Below are 13,843 nucleotides of genomic sequence, written 5' to 3'. Positions count from 1 at the left end.
GAAGGGAGGGGCTGGGGGTGGGTTGGCCCGCTTTGGTCGCGAGCGTTCGGACGAGCTGAAGCTGACCCACCCCCTGCCCCGTCCTCCCAAGGGAGGGGAGCCTGTCGCTGTTTAGGTAGCGATGGTCATCTACAGCGTAGAAGGTGACGCCTTCAGCCGATCCAGCCACAGCCGCGCTTCCTTCTGCTCGCCGACCGCGCTGGCGCTGACCGGGCCTCGCGCGGCGAAGAAGTCGCGGTGGAGCGCAAAGGGCTCCAGCATCAGGCGCTCACGCATTGCGTCGATGTCGGTACCCATTTCGGTGAGCGCGTCGATGGTCGGGGCGATCGCGGCGCGGATGCGGCGGTCCGGGGTGCGGTCGAACAGGCCTAGCGAACCGGCTGCGGTCTTCTCCAGCGCCGCTATCAGCGCTTCGCGGTAGTCGGTTTCGAGGTCTTCGCGCTGGGCGTCTAGACGGGCGAGGCGGTCGGGTTTTGCCATTTGCCGGGGGTAGCGTGCCTGGTGGGGGCGTCAACTTTTGGGGCGGTGGGAATCACTAGCGTCACTGCTTGGGCGCGCGCCGTGGGCGAAGCCCACGTCGTCGGACGGGGCCTTGCCCCGCCGGCCGGGCTTGCCGGAGTCAGCCGGGCGTGGCCGGCTGCCCGACTGCGCCTAAAACGGCAGCCACCGGCTCTTGTGCGTGATGTTCATATACCCGACGTTGACGCCCGCGCGCCAGCCGACGCCGAGGCGGATCGGGATCAGGACGACGTTGCCGCGGCGCAGATACGTCGCGGCGAAACCGCCGACCAGGTACAGGCGGCCTTCGACGGCGGGGAAGCGTTTGTAGAGTTCCTCGGTGTCGTAGAGGTTGTAGACCAGCACGAAGACCTTGTTCGCGTCGCCGCCGATGTCGAAGCCGACCGACGGGCCGGTCCAATAGACCGGCTGCTGGCCCTCGACCTTGTGGCTCATGATCCCCGAGCCATAGCGCACGCCGAGGATGAACGCGCCCGAGGCCTCGCGCCCGGCGATGTACGCGTTGGGCTGGCCCTGGTCCTTAAGGATGTTCTCGAGGATGCCGCCCAGGCCGGCGGCACCCTTGCCGAACACGCCTTCGCCCGCCGCGAGCAGGTCATCGCGCTGATAGGTGTCGGCGGCCTGCATGGTGGCCTCGGCGCGCGTTTCCGGGGTCGGGGCGGTGGTCGTCTGAGCGGGCGGCGGGGGCGGCACGTCCTGGGGTGGCGTCTCGGGATAGGTCGGATCCGGCGCGGGGCGCGACGGCTGCGTAGTCGCCTGCGGGCGCGACGGCGCCTGATAGGCCTGGGCGGACAGATCGCCGTCGATCGCCTGGTTGGGATCGATCGTGCGGACCTGCGCCGACGCGGTGCCCCCGCAAACGGCTGCCGCTAGGGCACCCAGGCCAAGCCAGACGCTACGCATGTCGATCGATCCCCAAAATACCAAGGCGTCCCGTGACGGCAGGTTGACCACCGGGACGCCGGTCGCCAGCCAGATTAACCAACGTTGGCCTTGCCGCGCAATGAACGAACCGGGCGCCCGTGTCGAATTTGGGCGAATACGGGGTGAATGGCGGGAATGCGGGAGTTGGGGAGGCGGGCGGACGGGATCGAGGTTATCAGGCGCGGGTGCGGAAATGTGGTCGGGACCGAAGCCGACCCGAGGAATATCGGAATTCGCGAACCGGACCCATTACAGGCGTTGCCCCCTGCACCGACCCTCGCTATAGCCCCGCATCTGCTGCAGCCGGAGACGTGGGTGAGTGGCTGAAACCAGCGGTTTGCTAAACCGCCGTACCGGGTTTACTGGTACCGAGGGTTCGAATCCCTCCGTCTCCGCCAATTTTATAGCCGATCCACCGGTTGATAGGATCGTGGTTGCTGGCGTGCGAATTATGGTTCGCTGATCATCGTACATCGTTGTTCGCCCCAGAGCCGGGCCGCGTTCTCGGTGCAGGTTTTGCCTGCACGGCTCTCGGGACCGCGTGTTTCCGCACAGTGCGCGCGGCGCTTATTGCTTGAAGCAATGGTCGCGGTGCCAGGCGAGGAAATGGGGGTGGGGGCGGTCTGCCATCCGGGCGGGGGGCAGGGCGTAGCCGCTCTTGTTGATGATGCCGCGAATGCTGTCGGGGTCGTTGGCCTGACGCGAGACCAGGATAGCGTGGTCGTCCGCGAGGCTGAGCAGACCGCGGTCGAACATCCAGTGTGCGGTTCCGGACAGGGCGATGCCGTTGCCGACGCTGTCGGGGCCGTTCGCCTCGACCGCGCGGATATGTGCCGCCTCCACTTCTGCGCGGCCGCCGCCGTTGATCAGCTTAAGCCCGGTGATGGCGCATCGTTCGTCGTAGGCGCGCAGGACGACACGGCGGAATACGCGGTCGCGGATCGGGCGGGATACGAGCGTGGCGAGGCGCGGGCGGTCGTGGTCGTAGGCGAAAGGCGCCTGTTCGTGGAGAAAGATCGGGGCTTCTTCGCGCAACCGGTCGCCACGCTCGGGATCCCCGGTCCTTGGCAGCAACGGCGTATCGTCATCGAGCCCCAGCGCGACGATCCGGTTGAAATCCGATGCCGAGATCGGGCGCACCGCCGACTGCGCACGCCCCGATATGCGCCCCTGCGCGTTCAGGACACCGCGTTCGATCGGGCCGTCCGGGCCGGCGAACGGCACCGGCCGCGGAAAATCGATGCAGGAACCGGGCTCGATCATTGCTAGGTACATGCCTTGCGTCGATGGATCGGGAATGATCCGGTCCACCTTGGCAGCCGCGAAATAGCCGCGGGCGTTCGCAACCTTGCGGGGTTCGTAATAGAGTATCCAACTGCCGACGCACGGCTGTGCCCGGCTCAGATACTGCGCTGGAAACTGATACTGCTCTGCGCGAATGTCTTTGTAGATCGAGCCCGGTCGAAGGATGAAGACGCCAAGAGACATGGTGTACCTTAGCGAATATGGCGGGCGTCGCCAGCGGTGACGCTGCGCGCAAGTCTGTGCACTGCTCGGACTTGGGACCCCGACCAAGGTCCCGGGCGCCTCAGTCCATGGCGGCGCGGATCGCGGCGGCGGCCACGAAGGGGGCGCCGGCGACCAGGAGCAGGCTGACCGCGGCGAGGAGCTTGATCGCGCCTGCGCTGCCTGCCGGGTCCAGCGAGCCGGCGCCGAAGATCAGCAGGGGGACGGCGAGGGGGAGCATCACGAGGCCGCTGACCGCACCGCCGCCGCGGACGCCGGCGACCAGCGCGCTGGTGACGACGGCGAGCGCGGCGAGACCGGGCGTGCCGATCGCGAGGCCGATCTCGACGCGGAGCAGCGTGTCGCCGGACAGGCCGAGCAACCCGGCGGCGACGATCGCGGCAAGCATCAGCGGGGGACCGAAGCTCAGCCAGTGCGCGACGATCTTGGCGGCGGCGACGAGCGCCATCGATCGGCCGCGCACCGCGAGCTGATCGAAGACGCCCGCGTCGAGATCGGGGCCGATCAGGCGCTCGACCGGCAGCAGGGCCGCGAGCAAAGCCGCGGTCCAGATCACGCCGCCGCCGATCTTCGCGAGAAGCGCCGCGTCGGGGCCGATCGCGAACGGGAACAGCGTGGCGACGAGCAGGAAGAAGCCGACGACCAGCGTCGCACCACCGCTCGACAGGCTGTGGCGGAGATCGCGGCGGACGAGGGCGATCATGGCGTGCTCACAGGCCGATCTCCTGCGCGCCCGGCATCGACAGCGGGAGATGGGTGGCGACGAGCGCGATGCCGCCGCCGGCGCGATGTCGGGCGATCAACGCCTCCAGGCGCGCGACCGAGTGGGTGTCGAGCCCGTTGGCGGGTTCGTCGAGCAGCCAGACCGGGGCTTCGCTGGCGGCAATGCGCGCGATCGCGGCGCGGCGGCGCTGGCCGGTGGAAAGGAGGCGGACGGGTATGCCGTCGAGTGCTTCGAGATCGAGCGCCTGCAACGCTTGGACAACGCGCGCGTCCGGATTGGGCGCGCGGTCGAGGCTGGCCCAGAAGCGGAGTGCGGCGACGAGCGTGCGGTCGCTGTCGAGCGCGCTGGCTTCAGTAAGTAGCGCCTTGTCCGCGTCGCAGCTCACGGCGCCTTCGAACGGCGGAAGCAGGCCGGCGGCGATGCGGATCAGGCTCGACTTGCCGATGCCGTTGGGGCCGGTGACCGTCGCCGCGTCGCCGGGTGCGAGATCGAACGATACGCCCGAGAACAGCATCCGCCCGCCCCGCACGCACGCGACGTCGCGAAATGCGAGGCTCACGTCGGCGAGTCTTCTGCGGAATCTTCCAGCGTGTGCATGTCGTCGTCGCTGAGGCCGAAATGATGGCCGATCTCATGGATCGTGACGTGGGCGACGAGGTCGTCGAGACGGACCCCGGTCTCGATCCATTCCTCCAGGATCGCGCGACGATAGAGGACGATGCGGTCGGGCATCGCGCCCGAGTCCATCGACGATTTTTCGCCGAGCGGGCGGCCGTGGTACAGGCCCGACAGGTCTAGCGGGTGCTCCAGCCCGAGCGCGGCGAGCGTCTCGTCGTCAGCATACTCCTCGACCGCGAAGACGATGTCGCCGAGATGCTGGGCGAACTGCGCGGGGAGCCTGGCGATCGTCGCGCGGCAAATCGCCTCGATCGTGTCGGCGTCGGGGGCTTCCCCGAGGTCTCGGCCGTGGATTGCTGCTTGCCCGCTCATGCCAGCAGCCATAGTCGGTGGCGAACTGTGGCGGCAAGGGAGAGCCCGATGATCGAAGCGCTGAACGAGACCGAGCGGGCCGAGGCGCTCGATGGGCTGGACGAGTGGGATTACGACGATGCGCGCGATGCGATCACGCGGACGATCGTGTTCGCGGATTTCGTCGAGGCGTTCGGCTTCATGACGCAGGTCGCGCTGATCGCCGAGCGGGCGAACCACCATCCGGAGTGGAAGAACGTGTGGAACCGGGTGGAGATCCTGCTGACGACGCACGATGCGGGAGGCCTGAGCCCGCGGGATATCGAGATGGCCGAGGCGATCGATGCGATCGTGGGGGACGTTTGAGTTCTTCTCTTTCGCCCCTCCCTGAAAGGGAGGGGTTGGGGGTGGGTAGGTCGGCTTGAGCCTCGAGAGGTTCGGGTATGCGGAAGCCGACCCACCCCCTGCCCCTCCCTTCCAGGGAGGGGGGATTATTACCCCCGCGTCATGCTGCGGCGCATGCGTTTGCGGAGCGCGCCCGGCATCCATCGTGCCGCAAAGGCCATGCGGTGGGCGGTCTTCCCCACATAGGTGTGGATCCTGTCGCCGTGGACCGCGGCCCAGGCGGCCTCGGCGACCTTGTCCACCCCGGTCAGTTCCAGGCCCGCGCCGGTCACCGTCTCGCGGATCGAGTGATTGGTCTTTCCCGCAGCGGAATCCAGCAGCGGCGTGTCGATGAAGCTCGGCACGATCGAGCGTACCTTGATACCGTCCGCCGCCCATTCGCCGTCGAGCGCCTCGGTGATCGCGCGGATGCCGAACTTGGTCGCGGAATAGGGCGCGAGGCCGGACGAGCCGTAGATCGCCGACGCCGACGCGGTGTTGAGCAGGCAGGATCCGGGCGTGCGCTTGAGATAGGCATGGCCGATCCGCGCGCCGTTCAGCGCGCCGACCAGATTGATCGCAATCACGCGGTCGATCTCGGCGAAGTCGGTATCCGCAAGCGGCCCGCCCGAGCCGATCCCGGCATTGTTGAACAGCACGTCGAGCCGCCCGCCGGTGGTGGCGACGAATGCGTCGAGGCAGGCCACCCACGCCTCGCGGTCGCGCACGTCCATCTGGTAGGTGGACGCCATCCCCTCGGGGAGCAGCGCGGCGGTTTCGGCCAGCCCGGCGACGTTGACGTCGGCGAGACCGACGCGCCAGCCCTTGCGCGCGAACAGCAGCGCGGTGGCGCGGCCAATCCCCGAACCGCCGCCGGTGATGAAAATGCTCTGCTCGCTCATGGCATCCCTCTCATATTTGATTTTCCGGTATGTTTCCCGCATCCTGCGCGCAGATGCCAGACAATTTGCCAGCGCCCGACCTCGTGTTGGCTTTCGAACGCGTCACCAAGACCTACGGGTCGACGATCGCGGTCGACGCGGTCTCGCTGGATATCGCGCGCGGCGCGTTCGTCGCGCTGGTCGGGACGTCCGGTTCGGGCAAGTCGACGCTGCTCAAGACGATCAACCGGCTGGTCGAGCCGAGCGAGGGCCGCGTGACGATCGACGGCGCAGACGTCGCCGCCGAGCCCGCGCCCGAACTGCGCCGCCGGATCGGTTACGTGTTCCAGAATATCGGCCTGTTCCCGCACATGACGATCGCCGAGAACATCGCGATCGGATTGCGGATCGCGGGGCGCGGGGAAGAGGCGAAGGTCGGCGACCTGCTCGATCTGGTCGATCTGCCGCGCGATATCGCCGGGCGGATGCCGGATGCGCTGTCGGGCGGCCAGCGGCAGCGTGTCGGCATCGCCCGCGCGCTCGCGCCGGGGGCGAAGCTGCTGCTGCTCGACGAGGCGTTCGGCGCGCTCGATCCGGTGACGCGCGATGCGCTCGGTACGCGGATACGCGACCTGCACGACCGGCTCGGCCTGACCACGATCCTGGTGACGCACGACATGGCGGAGGCGTTGCTGCTCGCCGACCGGGTGCTGGTGATGAAGGCCGGGCGGATCGTCGCCGATGCGACGCCGGCCGAACTGGTCTCGGGCAAGGGTGGCGACGATGCGCAGGCGCTGGTCCAGGTCCCGCGCGCGCAGGCCGAACGCTTGCAGGCGCTGGTATCGTGAGCGCATTTATCGAGGCACTCGGCCGCGTGCCGCCGTTGCTCGCCGCGCATGTGCTGTTGTCGGCCTCGGCACTGCTGCTGGGGATCGCGATCAGCCTGCCGCTGGGAATCTGGTCCGCGCGTAACGCGACCGTGGCGCGCGTGTCGCTCGGGTTTGCCAGCCTGGTACAGACGATCCCGAGCCTTGCGCTGCTCGCCCTGTTCTATCCGCTGTTGCTCAGTCTCTCCACGCTCGTCGGCGGCGGCATCCCCGCGCTCGGCTTCCTGCCGTCGCTGATCGCGCTGACGCTATATGCGTTGCTGCCGATCATCCGGAATGCGGTGGCGGGTTTGCAGGGCATCGATCCGGCGGTCATCCAGGCGGCGGACGCGGTCGGCATGACGCCCGCGCAGAAGCTGCGGCTGGTCGAGGCGCCCCTGGTCGCGCCGGTGCTGATCGCCGGCATCCGGACCGCGGCGGTGTGGACGATCGGGGCGGCGACGTTGTCGACCACCGTGGGTCAGCCGAGTCTCGGCGACATGATCTTCGCCGGATTGCAGACGCAGAACTGGGCGCTGGTGCTGGCCGGCTGCATATCGGCGGCGGCGTTGGCGCTGGCGGTCGACGCGCTGATCGGCGGGATCGAATACGGCATCCGCGCGCGGCGGCGGTGGTTGTGGATCGCCAGCGCCGTCATGTTGCTGGCGGGAACCGCGGTGGCGACCGTGCCGCTGTGGCCGAAGAGCGGCGGCGACCGGACGGTGGTGGTCGGCGCGAAGAACTTTTCCGAGCAATATATCCTCGCCCGGCTGATCGGCGATCGGCTGGAGCATGCGGGCTACACCGTCGAGTATCGCGACGGGCTCGGCTCGGCGGTGGTGTTCGGCGCGCTTTCGGGCGGGGATATCGACGTGTATGTCGATTATGCCGGGACGATCTGGGCGAACGAGATGAAGCGCACCGACGTGCCCGAGCATGGCGCGATGGTCGCGGCGATCGGCGACTGGGCGAAGCGCGCGCACGATGTCGGGCTGATCGGTTCGCTCGGGTTCGAGAATGCCTATGCCTTCGCGATGAAGGGGGCGGAGGCCAAGGCCAAGGGAATCGCCAGCCTCGACGATCTGGTGAAGGCCGCGCCGGGGATGACGCTCGGCAGCGACCTGGAGTTTCTCGAGCGGCCCGAATGGGCGGCGGTGAAGCGCGCCTATCCGCTGCGGTTCGCCAAGACGACGCCGTACAGCCCGACCTTCATGTACCGCGCGCTGGAGAGCGGGAACGTCGACGTGATCTCGGCCTTCTCGTCGGACGGGCGGATCGCGGCGGATGGCCTGACCGTGCTGACCGATCCACGGCGGGCGATCCCGGGATATGACGCGATCCTGATGGTGGCACCGAAACGGGCAGGGGACGCGAAGTTCGTTGCCGCGCTGAAGCCTTTGGTCGGATCAATCCCGGTCGAGGCTATGCGCGCGGCCAATTATCGCGTGGATCGCGACACGGACAAGCAAACCCCCGAAGCCGCGGCGACGTGGCTCGCCAATCGGATCGGGCGCTGATTACGACCGCGTGATCGGGTGCACCGGACGGCGATCTGTCCTAGGATACGGTGCCGGCTCGCCATCAACCTTTGGCTCGTCACCAAGGCGGGTCGGCACATTACACATCGTGACGAATTACGACGCCTCGGCGATCAGCTTTGCGGCTTCGGGCGTGTTCCATTCATAGCCGCCGGTCATCCGCCAGACTTCCTTGCCCGCCGAATCATAGAGGATCGTGGTCGGCAGATTCGCCTGATAGGCGAGGCTGAGGCCGAGCTTCGGATCGAGATACGGCTTGAGCGTCGTGAACTTCTTCTCGGCGAAGAACGGCGTCACCTTCTCTGCGCCCTGCATGTCCTGGCTGACCGCGATCACCAGCACCTTGCCGGCCATCGACTTCGCGGCGGCATCGAGCGTCGGCATTTCCGCGACGCACGGCGCACACCAGGTCGCCCACAGGTTGAGCAGCAACGGCTTGCCCTTGAACGACGCGAGCGTGACCGGCTTGCCATCGGGGGCGGTGAAGGCGACCGCCGGGCCGGTTTCGCCCTTGTGACTGCGGTCGAGCTTTTCCGCGCTGGCGGCAGGGCCGGTCGCTTCGTCCGGAGCAGGGCCGGCTGCGACCTCGTCGGCGGACGCGGTGTTCGTGGCGACGACGTTTGCTTGCTCCGGCGCGGGCGATTTCCTATCGCAGCCGGCGACCAGCAGGCCCATCCCGGCAAGACAGGCGATCGGCAGCGAATTGAACACAGGACGCGAGAACATGGACGGTTCCAATTCGATGTGGGGTGGGCGGTTCGCCGAGGGGCCGGCAGCGGTCATGCGCGAGATAAACGCCTCCATTCCCTTCGACAAGCGCCTCTGGCAGCAGGATATTGCCGGCTCGAAGGCGCATGTCGCGATGCTCGGCAAGCAGGGCATCGTCTCGACCGAGGATGCCGCGACGATCGCGGCGGGGCTCGACACGGTGGCGGCGCATTATGCCGAGCACGGCGTCGAGGAGGATCTGGTCCTCGAGGATATCCACATGCAGACCGAGGCGCGGCTCGCCGACGCGATCGGCCCGGTGGCGGGACGGCTGCACACCGCACGCTCGCGCAACGATCAGGTCGCGACCGACTTCCGGCTGTGGGTGCGCGACGCGATCGACCAGGCGCTGGCGGCGCTCGCCGGGTTCCAGGCGGCACTGCTCGCGCGGGCGGAAGAGCATGCGGCGAGCGTCATGCCGGGCTTCACGCATTTGCAGTCTGCGCAGCCGGTGACGCTAGGCCATCACCTGATGGCGTATCACGCGATGATCTCGCGCGACGTCGGGCGCTTCGCCGATGCCCGCGCACGGATGAACCGGTCGCCGCTCGGCTCGGCTGCGCTCGCCGGGACGGGCTTCCCGATCGACCGCGAGATGACTGCCACCGCGCTTGGCTTCGACGGCCCGATGACCAATTCGCTCGACGGCGTCAGCGACCGCGACTTCGCGATCGAGTATCTCACCGCCGCGACGCAGACCTCGCTGCACCTGTCGCGGCTCGCCGAGGAGTTCGTGCTGTGGGCGTCACAGCCGTTCGGGTTCGTCGCGCTGAGCGATCAATGGTCGACCGGCAGCTCGATCATGCCGCAGAAGCGCAATCCCGATGCGGCCGAGTTGGTGCGCGGGCATGCCGGCCGCATCCTCGGCTGCATGACTGCGCTGATGGTGACGATGAAGGGCCTGCCGCTCGCCTATTCGAAGGACATGCAGGACGACAAGCCGCCGGTGTTCGAGGCGCACGACCTGCTCGCGCTGTCGATCGCGGCGATGACCGGGATGGTCGAGAGCGCGACGTTCCGCACCGACCGGATGCGCGGGCTGGCCGAGAGCGGCTTTGCGACCGCGACCGATCTGGCCGACTGGCTGGTGCGCGAGGCGGGGCTGCCGTTCCGCGAGGCGCATCATGTGACCGGGCGCGCGGTGAAGCTGGCGGAGGAGCGCAAGGTCGCGCTCGATGCGTTGCCGATCGAGGATCTGAAGGCAATCGATGCGCGGATCGACGAACGCGTGTACGGCGTGCTCTCGGTCGATGCGTCGGTCGCCAGCCGGACCAGCTTCGGCGGCACTGCGCCCGACAATGTGCGCGCTGCGATCCTTGCAGCCCGGGGGGATACGGCATGAAACGGCTTCTAGGATTGGCGGGACTGGTGCTGGCACTGTCGGGTTGCGGCGCAGCGGACGGGCTCGTCCCGGCGGAGGGCAAGTCGCTCCCGGTCGCGCCCTATGGTGCGAAGACCCAGCCTACCGCCGCGGAGCTGCTCACGCCCACCACGCAGCAACGCCCGCAGCGCAGCGACGAGCTGCTGACCAAATCCGACGAGCGACGCAGCGACGAGTTCGACCTGCCGCCGCCAAATTGAAGACCTGATCCATGAACCATTTCGACTATCGTGACGGTGTTATGCATGCCGAGGACGTCGCCCTGCCGGCGATCGCCGAAGCCGTCGGCACGCCCGTCTATGTCTATTCGACCGCTACGTTCCGCCGCCATGCGCAGGTGTTTCGCGACGCGCTGAAGCCCGCCGGCCGCGTCCACCTCGCCTACGCGATCAAGGCGAACCCGAACGTCGCGGTGCTGCGCGTGCTCGCCGACGAGGGTTACGGCGCCGACGTCGTCTCGGCCGGCGAGATGCAGCGCGCGCTGGCGGCGGGGATTCCGGCGTCGGACATCGTGTTCTCGGGGGTTGGCAAGACGCGGCGCGAATTGGCGCAGGCGCTCGACGCCGGGATCGGCCAGTTCAATCTCGAGCTTGAGGAAGAGGGCGAGGTCCTTGCCGCGCTCGCCCACGCGCGCGGCGAGCGCGCACCCGCGGTGCTGCGCGTGAACCCCGACGTCGATGCCGGCACGCACGCCAAGATCTCGACCGGGCGCAAGGAGAACAAGTTCGGCGTCGCGATCGACCAGGCGGTGGCGATGTTCGATCGCCTGTCGCAGCATGACGGGCTCGACCTGCGCGGCGTGGCGATCCACATCGGCAGCCAACTCGCCGATCTCGCGCCGCTCGAGGCGGCCTATGCGCGGATCGGCGAGCTGGTCGCCGAACTGCGGGCCGCGGGTCACACGATCAGCCGCGTCGATCTCGGCGGTGGCCTTGGCGTACCGTACAAGCCCAACGACGTGCTGCCGAGCCCGGCCGACTATGGCGCGATGGTCGCGCGCGCGACCGCCGACTGGGACGTCGAACTCATGTTCGAGCCCGGCCGCGTGATTGCGGGCAATGCCGGCGTGCTGCTGACCGAGGTGATCTGGGTGAAGCCCGGCGTCGTGAACCCGTATGTGATCGTCGATGCCGCGATGAACGACCTCGCGCGCGTCGCGATGTACGACGCGTATCACGACTTCGTCGCGGTCGAGCCGACCGGCGAACGGATGACCGCCAACATCGCCGGGCCGGTATGCGAGACCGGCGACACCTTCGCGATGGGGCGCGACATCGACGTGGTGAAGTCGGGCGATCTCGGCGTGTTCCGCACCGCGGGCGCCTATGGCGCGACGATGGCCTCGACCTATAACAGTCGCGCGCTGGTGCCCGAAGTGCTGGTCGATGGCGACCGGTTCGCGGTGGTCGCGGATCGGATTCACCCGGAGACGATCCTGGCGGCCGAGCGCGTGCCGGAATGGCTCAAGCGGTGACCCCCGCACCGCTCCCGCTACAAAGCCTGCCGCTGTTCGTCAGGCTGGCGGGGCGCCCGGTGATCCTGCTGGGCGAGGGCGAGGCGGCGGATGCTAAGCGGCGGCTGCTCGATCGTGCGGGCGCGGACGTGGTCGGCGAGGATGCCGCGGCGTCGCTCGCGATCGTCGCGATCGACGACGAGGACGAGGCGCTGGCGGCGGTCGCGCGGCTGAAGGCACGGGGGATCCTCGTCAATGCGGTCGACCGTTCGGCGCTGTGCGACTTCACGCTGCCCGCGATCGTCGACCGTGCGCCGGTGCTGATCGCGATCGGCACGAGCGGCGTGTCGGCCGGGCTGGCGGCGGCGTTGCGGCAGCGGCTGGAGGCGCTGGTGCCGGCCGACCTCGGAAAACTGGCGTTGGCTCTTCAGGCGGCACGTGGCGCGTTGCGGCGTCGCTGGCCCGACATGGGCGAGCGCCGCCGCGCGCTGGCGACGGCGATGGCGGCAGGCGGCATGCTCGACCCACTCTCACCAACGCATGACGTCGACGCGTGGCTGGCCCAACCCACACCAGGCTCCCCTCCCTGGCAGGGAGGGGCAGGGGGTGGGTCGGCCGCTGATATCCATGCCGACTCCCAACCAACCGACCCACCCCCAACCCCTCCCTTCCAGGGAGGGGAGCAGGTTGTGATCCGCCTGACCTCCACCGATCCGGACGACCTCACCCTGCGCCAGGCGCGGGCGCTGGCGAGCGCCGACCGGGTCTATCACCGCCCCGACGTGCCTGCGGCGATCCTCGACCGCGCGCGCGCAGATGCCGCGCGGCTGTGCGAGGCGATGCCGAGCGATCCCGGCACCGGCCTATCGGTCGATGTCGAGATGGCCCTGTGAGCGAGATGGTGCGGTGAGCGGGTTCGGCTTTCGCGTCACCGACGGCAAGGCCGCGCGGATCGACGTGAAGCAAGCCCTCGACTGCACCGCCGATCTCGTCTGGGTGCACCTGTCGACCACCGCCGAGCACGCGCAAACGTGGCTGCGCGACGAGGCCAGGCTGCTCGACTATGTGGTCGACGCGCTGACCGCGACCGAGACCCGGCCGCGCTGCGAAGCGGTCGGCGACGGTGCGTTCGTCAACCTGCGCGGGCGTTCGCACGAGGAACTCGACACCTCCGATATGCTGGCGTCGGTACGGATCTGGGCGGTGAAGGGCCGAGTCTATTCTGTCACGCGGAAGCCGTTGATCGCGGTCGCCGAGGTCGAAAAGATGGTCGAGCGCCACGAGGTGCGCGATCCGGGGGACCTGATCGCCGCGTTCGCGACCGAGATCACCACCGACCTCGACCCCGACGTCGCGTCGCTTGGCGACCAGCTCGACGATTGCGAGGAACAGCTCGACGCCAACCGCGTGTTCGAACTGCGTCGCACCGTCAGCAAGGTCCGCGTGGCGGCGATCGGCTACAAACGCTTCCTCAGCCCCCAACGTGCGGCGCTGGAGAAGCTGGCGGCATTGCCGGGCGACTGGCTCGCCGACGACGACCGACTGCATCTGGCGGCAGCGGCGGACCGGGCCGCGCGGATGGCGGAGGAACTCGAATCGATCCGCGAGCGCGCCGCGCTGGTCCACGAGACGCTGACCGACCTGCGCGCCGAACAGATCGACAACCGCTCGCTGATCATCTCGGTGGCGGCGCTGGTGTTCCTGCCGCTGACGTTTCTCACCGGGCTGTACGGCATGAACGTGAAGGGGCTGCCCTATGCCGAGGAGCCCTGGGCGTTCGATGCGATCGCCGGCGCCTGTGCGGTGATCGCGGCGGGCGTCGTGGCCTATTTCTCCATGCGACACTGGTTCAAGCGGTAGGACTTCTTACCTCGACCCTCCTCCCGCAAGGGGGGCGACAACCGCTGTT

16 protein-coding genes and 1 tRNA gene are annotated in these 13,843 nt (G+C 68.4%); 9 read left to right on the top strand and 8 right to left on the bottom strand.

The window, feature by feature from the left end; all coding sequences use genetic code 11:
• Positions 1-129: 129 nt before the first annotated feature.
• The gene (locus NLI89_RS14100; RefSeq protein WP_254687593.1) at positions 130-480 is read right to left on the bottom strand and encodes a hypothetical protein; all 351 of its coding nucleotides are present in this window, start codon (positions 478-480) and stop codon (positions 130-132) included.
• Positions 481-651: 171 nt separating this feature from the next.
• The gene (locus NLI89_RS14095) at positions 652-1,422 is read right to left on the bottom strand and encodes a DUF1134 domain-containing protein (RefSeq protein ID WP_254687592.1); all 771 of its coding nucleotides are present in this window, start codon (positions 1,420-1,422) and stop codon (positions 652-654) included.
• Positions 1,423-1,748: 326 nt separating this feature from the next.
• Between NLI89_RS14095 and NLI89_RS14090 the strand changes: the two genes are divergently transcribed.
• Positions 1,749-1,841: transfer RNA gene (locus NLI89_RS14090), tRNA-Ser, on the top strand.
• A gap of 169 nt (positions 1,842-2,010) precedes the next feature.
• Here NLI89_RS14090 and NLI89_RS14085 read toward each other — a convergent pair.
• From NLI89_RS14085 to NLI89_RS14070, 4 genes are all read right to left on the bottom strand, one after another.
• Positions 2,011-2,931, bottom strand: a complete 921-nt coding sequence (locus tag NLI89_RS14085) for an HNH endonuclease (RefSeq protein WP_254687591.1) — start codon at positions 2,929-2,931, stop codon at positions 2,011-2,013.
• A gap of 100 nt (positions 2,932-3,031) precedes the next feature.
• Positions 3,032-3,673: a heme exporter protein CcmB gene (locus tag NLI89_RS14080; RefSeq protein ID WP_254687590.1), complete on the bottom strand. Its 642-nt coding sequence runs from the start codon at positions 3,671-3,673 to the stop codon at positions 3,032-3,034.
• 7 nt (positions 3,674-3,680) lie between these two features.
• On the bottom strand, positions 3,681-4,253 hold the full coding sequence (ccmA, locus tag NLI89_RS14075; RefSeq protein WP_254687589.1) for a heme ABC exporter ATP-binding protein CcmA: 573 nt from the start codon (positions 4,251-4,253) through the stop codon (positions 3,681-3,683).
• Positions 4,250-4,684, bottom strand: a complete 435-nt coding sequence (locus tag NLI89_RS14070) for a metallopeptidase family protein (RefSeq protein ID WP_254687588.1) — start codon at positions 4,682-4,684, stop codon at positions 4,250-4,252. The genes ccmA and NLI89_RS14070 overlap by 4 nt, the downstream gene beginning before the upstream one ends.
• Before the next feature lie 48 nt (positions 4,685-4,732).
• Here NLI89_RS14070 and NLI89_RS14065 point away from each other — a divergent pair, with 48 nt between their 5' ends.
• Positions 4,733-5,029, top strand: a complete 297-nt coding sequence (locus tag NLI89_RS14065; RefSeq protein WP_187503671.1) for a 4a-hydroxytetrahydrobiopterin dehydratase — start codon at positions 4,733-4,735, stop codon at positions 5,027-5,029.
• Between the two features lie 128 nt (positions 5,030-5,157).
• Here NLI89_RS14065 and NLI89_RS14060 read toward each other — a convergent pair whose 3' ends face one another.
• A complete protein-coding gene (locus NLI89_RS14060) occupies positions 5,158-5,949 on the bottom strand; it encodes an SDR family oxidoreductase (protein ID WP_254687587.1) in 792 nt (263 codons plus the stop codon).
• Positions 5,950-6,002: 53 nt separating this feature from the next.
• Between NLI89_RS14060 and NLI89_RS14055 the strand changes: the two genes are divergently transcribed.
• Together NLI89_RS14055 and NLI89_RS14050 are read left to right on the top strand one after the other, a co-directional pair.
• Positions 6,003-6,776, top strand: coding sequence for an ATP-binding cassette domain-containing protein (locus NLI89_RS14055; RefSeq protein ID WP_254687586.1), 774 nt, complete (start codon positions 6,003-6,005; stop codon positions 6,774-6,776).
• Positions 6,773-8,311, top strand: a complete 1,539-nt coding sequence (locus NLI89_RS14050) for an ABC transporter permease/substrate-binding protein (RefSeq protein WP_254687585.1) — start codon at positions 6,773-6,775, stop codon at positions 8,309-8,311. Before NLI89_RS14055 ends, NLI89_RS14050 begins: the two co-directional genes overlap by 4 nt.
• Positions 8,312-8,428: 117 nt before the next feature.
• Here NLI89_RS14050 and NLI89_RS14045 read toward each other — a convergent pair whose 3' ends face one another.
• Entirely contained in the window at positions 8,429-9,058 is a 630-nt protein-coding gene (locus NLI89_RS14045) for a TlpA family protein disulfide reductase (RefSeq protein WP_254687584.1), read from the bottom strand.
• Between the two features lie 16 nt (positions 9,059-9,074).
• Here NLI89_RS14045 and argH point away from each other — a divergent pair, with 16 nt between their 5' ends.
• Genes argH through NLI89_RS14020 form a run of 5 tightly spaced genes read left to right on the top strand, consistent with a single transcriptional unit; the run spans position 9,075 to position 13,794 of the window.
• Positions 9,075-10,442 (top strand): argininosuccinate lyase, encoded by a 1,368-nt coding sequence (gene argH / locus NLI89_RS14040; protein WP_439144519.1) that lies wholly within the window; start codon positions 9,075-9,077, stop codon positions 10,440-10,442.
• Positions 10,439-10,681, top strand: coding sequence for a hypothetical protein (locus NLI89_RS14035; RefSeq protein ID WP_254687582.1), 243 nt, complete (start codon positions 10,439-10,441; stop codon positions 10,679-10,681). Before argH ends, NLI89_RS14035 begins: the two co-directional genes overlap by 4 nt.
• Positions 10,682-10,692: 11 nt before the next feature.
• Positions 10,693-11,955 (top strand): diaminopimelate decarboxylase, encoded by a 1,263-nt coding sequence (gene lysA / locus NLI89_RS14030; protein WP_254687581.1) that lies wholly within the window; start codon positions 10,693-10,695, stop codon positions 11,953-11,955.
• Positions 11,940-12,827 (top strand): precorrin-2 dehydrogenase/sirohydrochlorin ferrochelatase family protein, encoded by an 888-nt coding sequence (locus NLI89_RS14025; protein WP_254687580.1) that lies wholly within the window; start codon positions 11,940-11,942, stop codon positions 12,825-12,827. Before lysA ends, NLI89_RS14025 begins: the two co-directional genes overlap by 16 nt.
• A 13-nt stretch (positions 12,828-12,840) precedes the next feature.
• Entirely contained in the window at positions 12,841-13,794 is a 954-nt protein-coding gene (locus NLI89_RS14020; protein WP_254687579.1) for a zinc transporter ZntB, read from the top strand.
• The last annotated feature ends 49 nt before the right edge of the window (positions 13,795-13,843 follow it).

It is taken from the genome of Sphingomonas faeni (assembly GCF_024273235.1).
GTDB lineage: Bacteria > Pseudomonadota > Alphaproteobacteria > Sphingomonadales > Sphingomonadaceae > Sphingomonas > Sphingomonas faeni_A.
The sequence above is the reverse complement of the archived record's forward strand: the minus strand, read 5'-3'. Positions and strand labels throughout refer to the sequence as shown.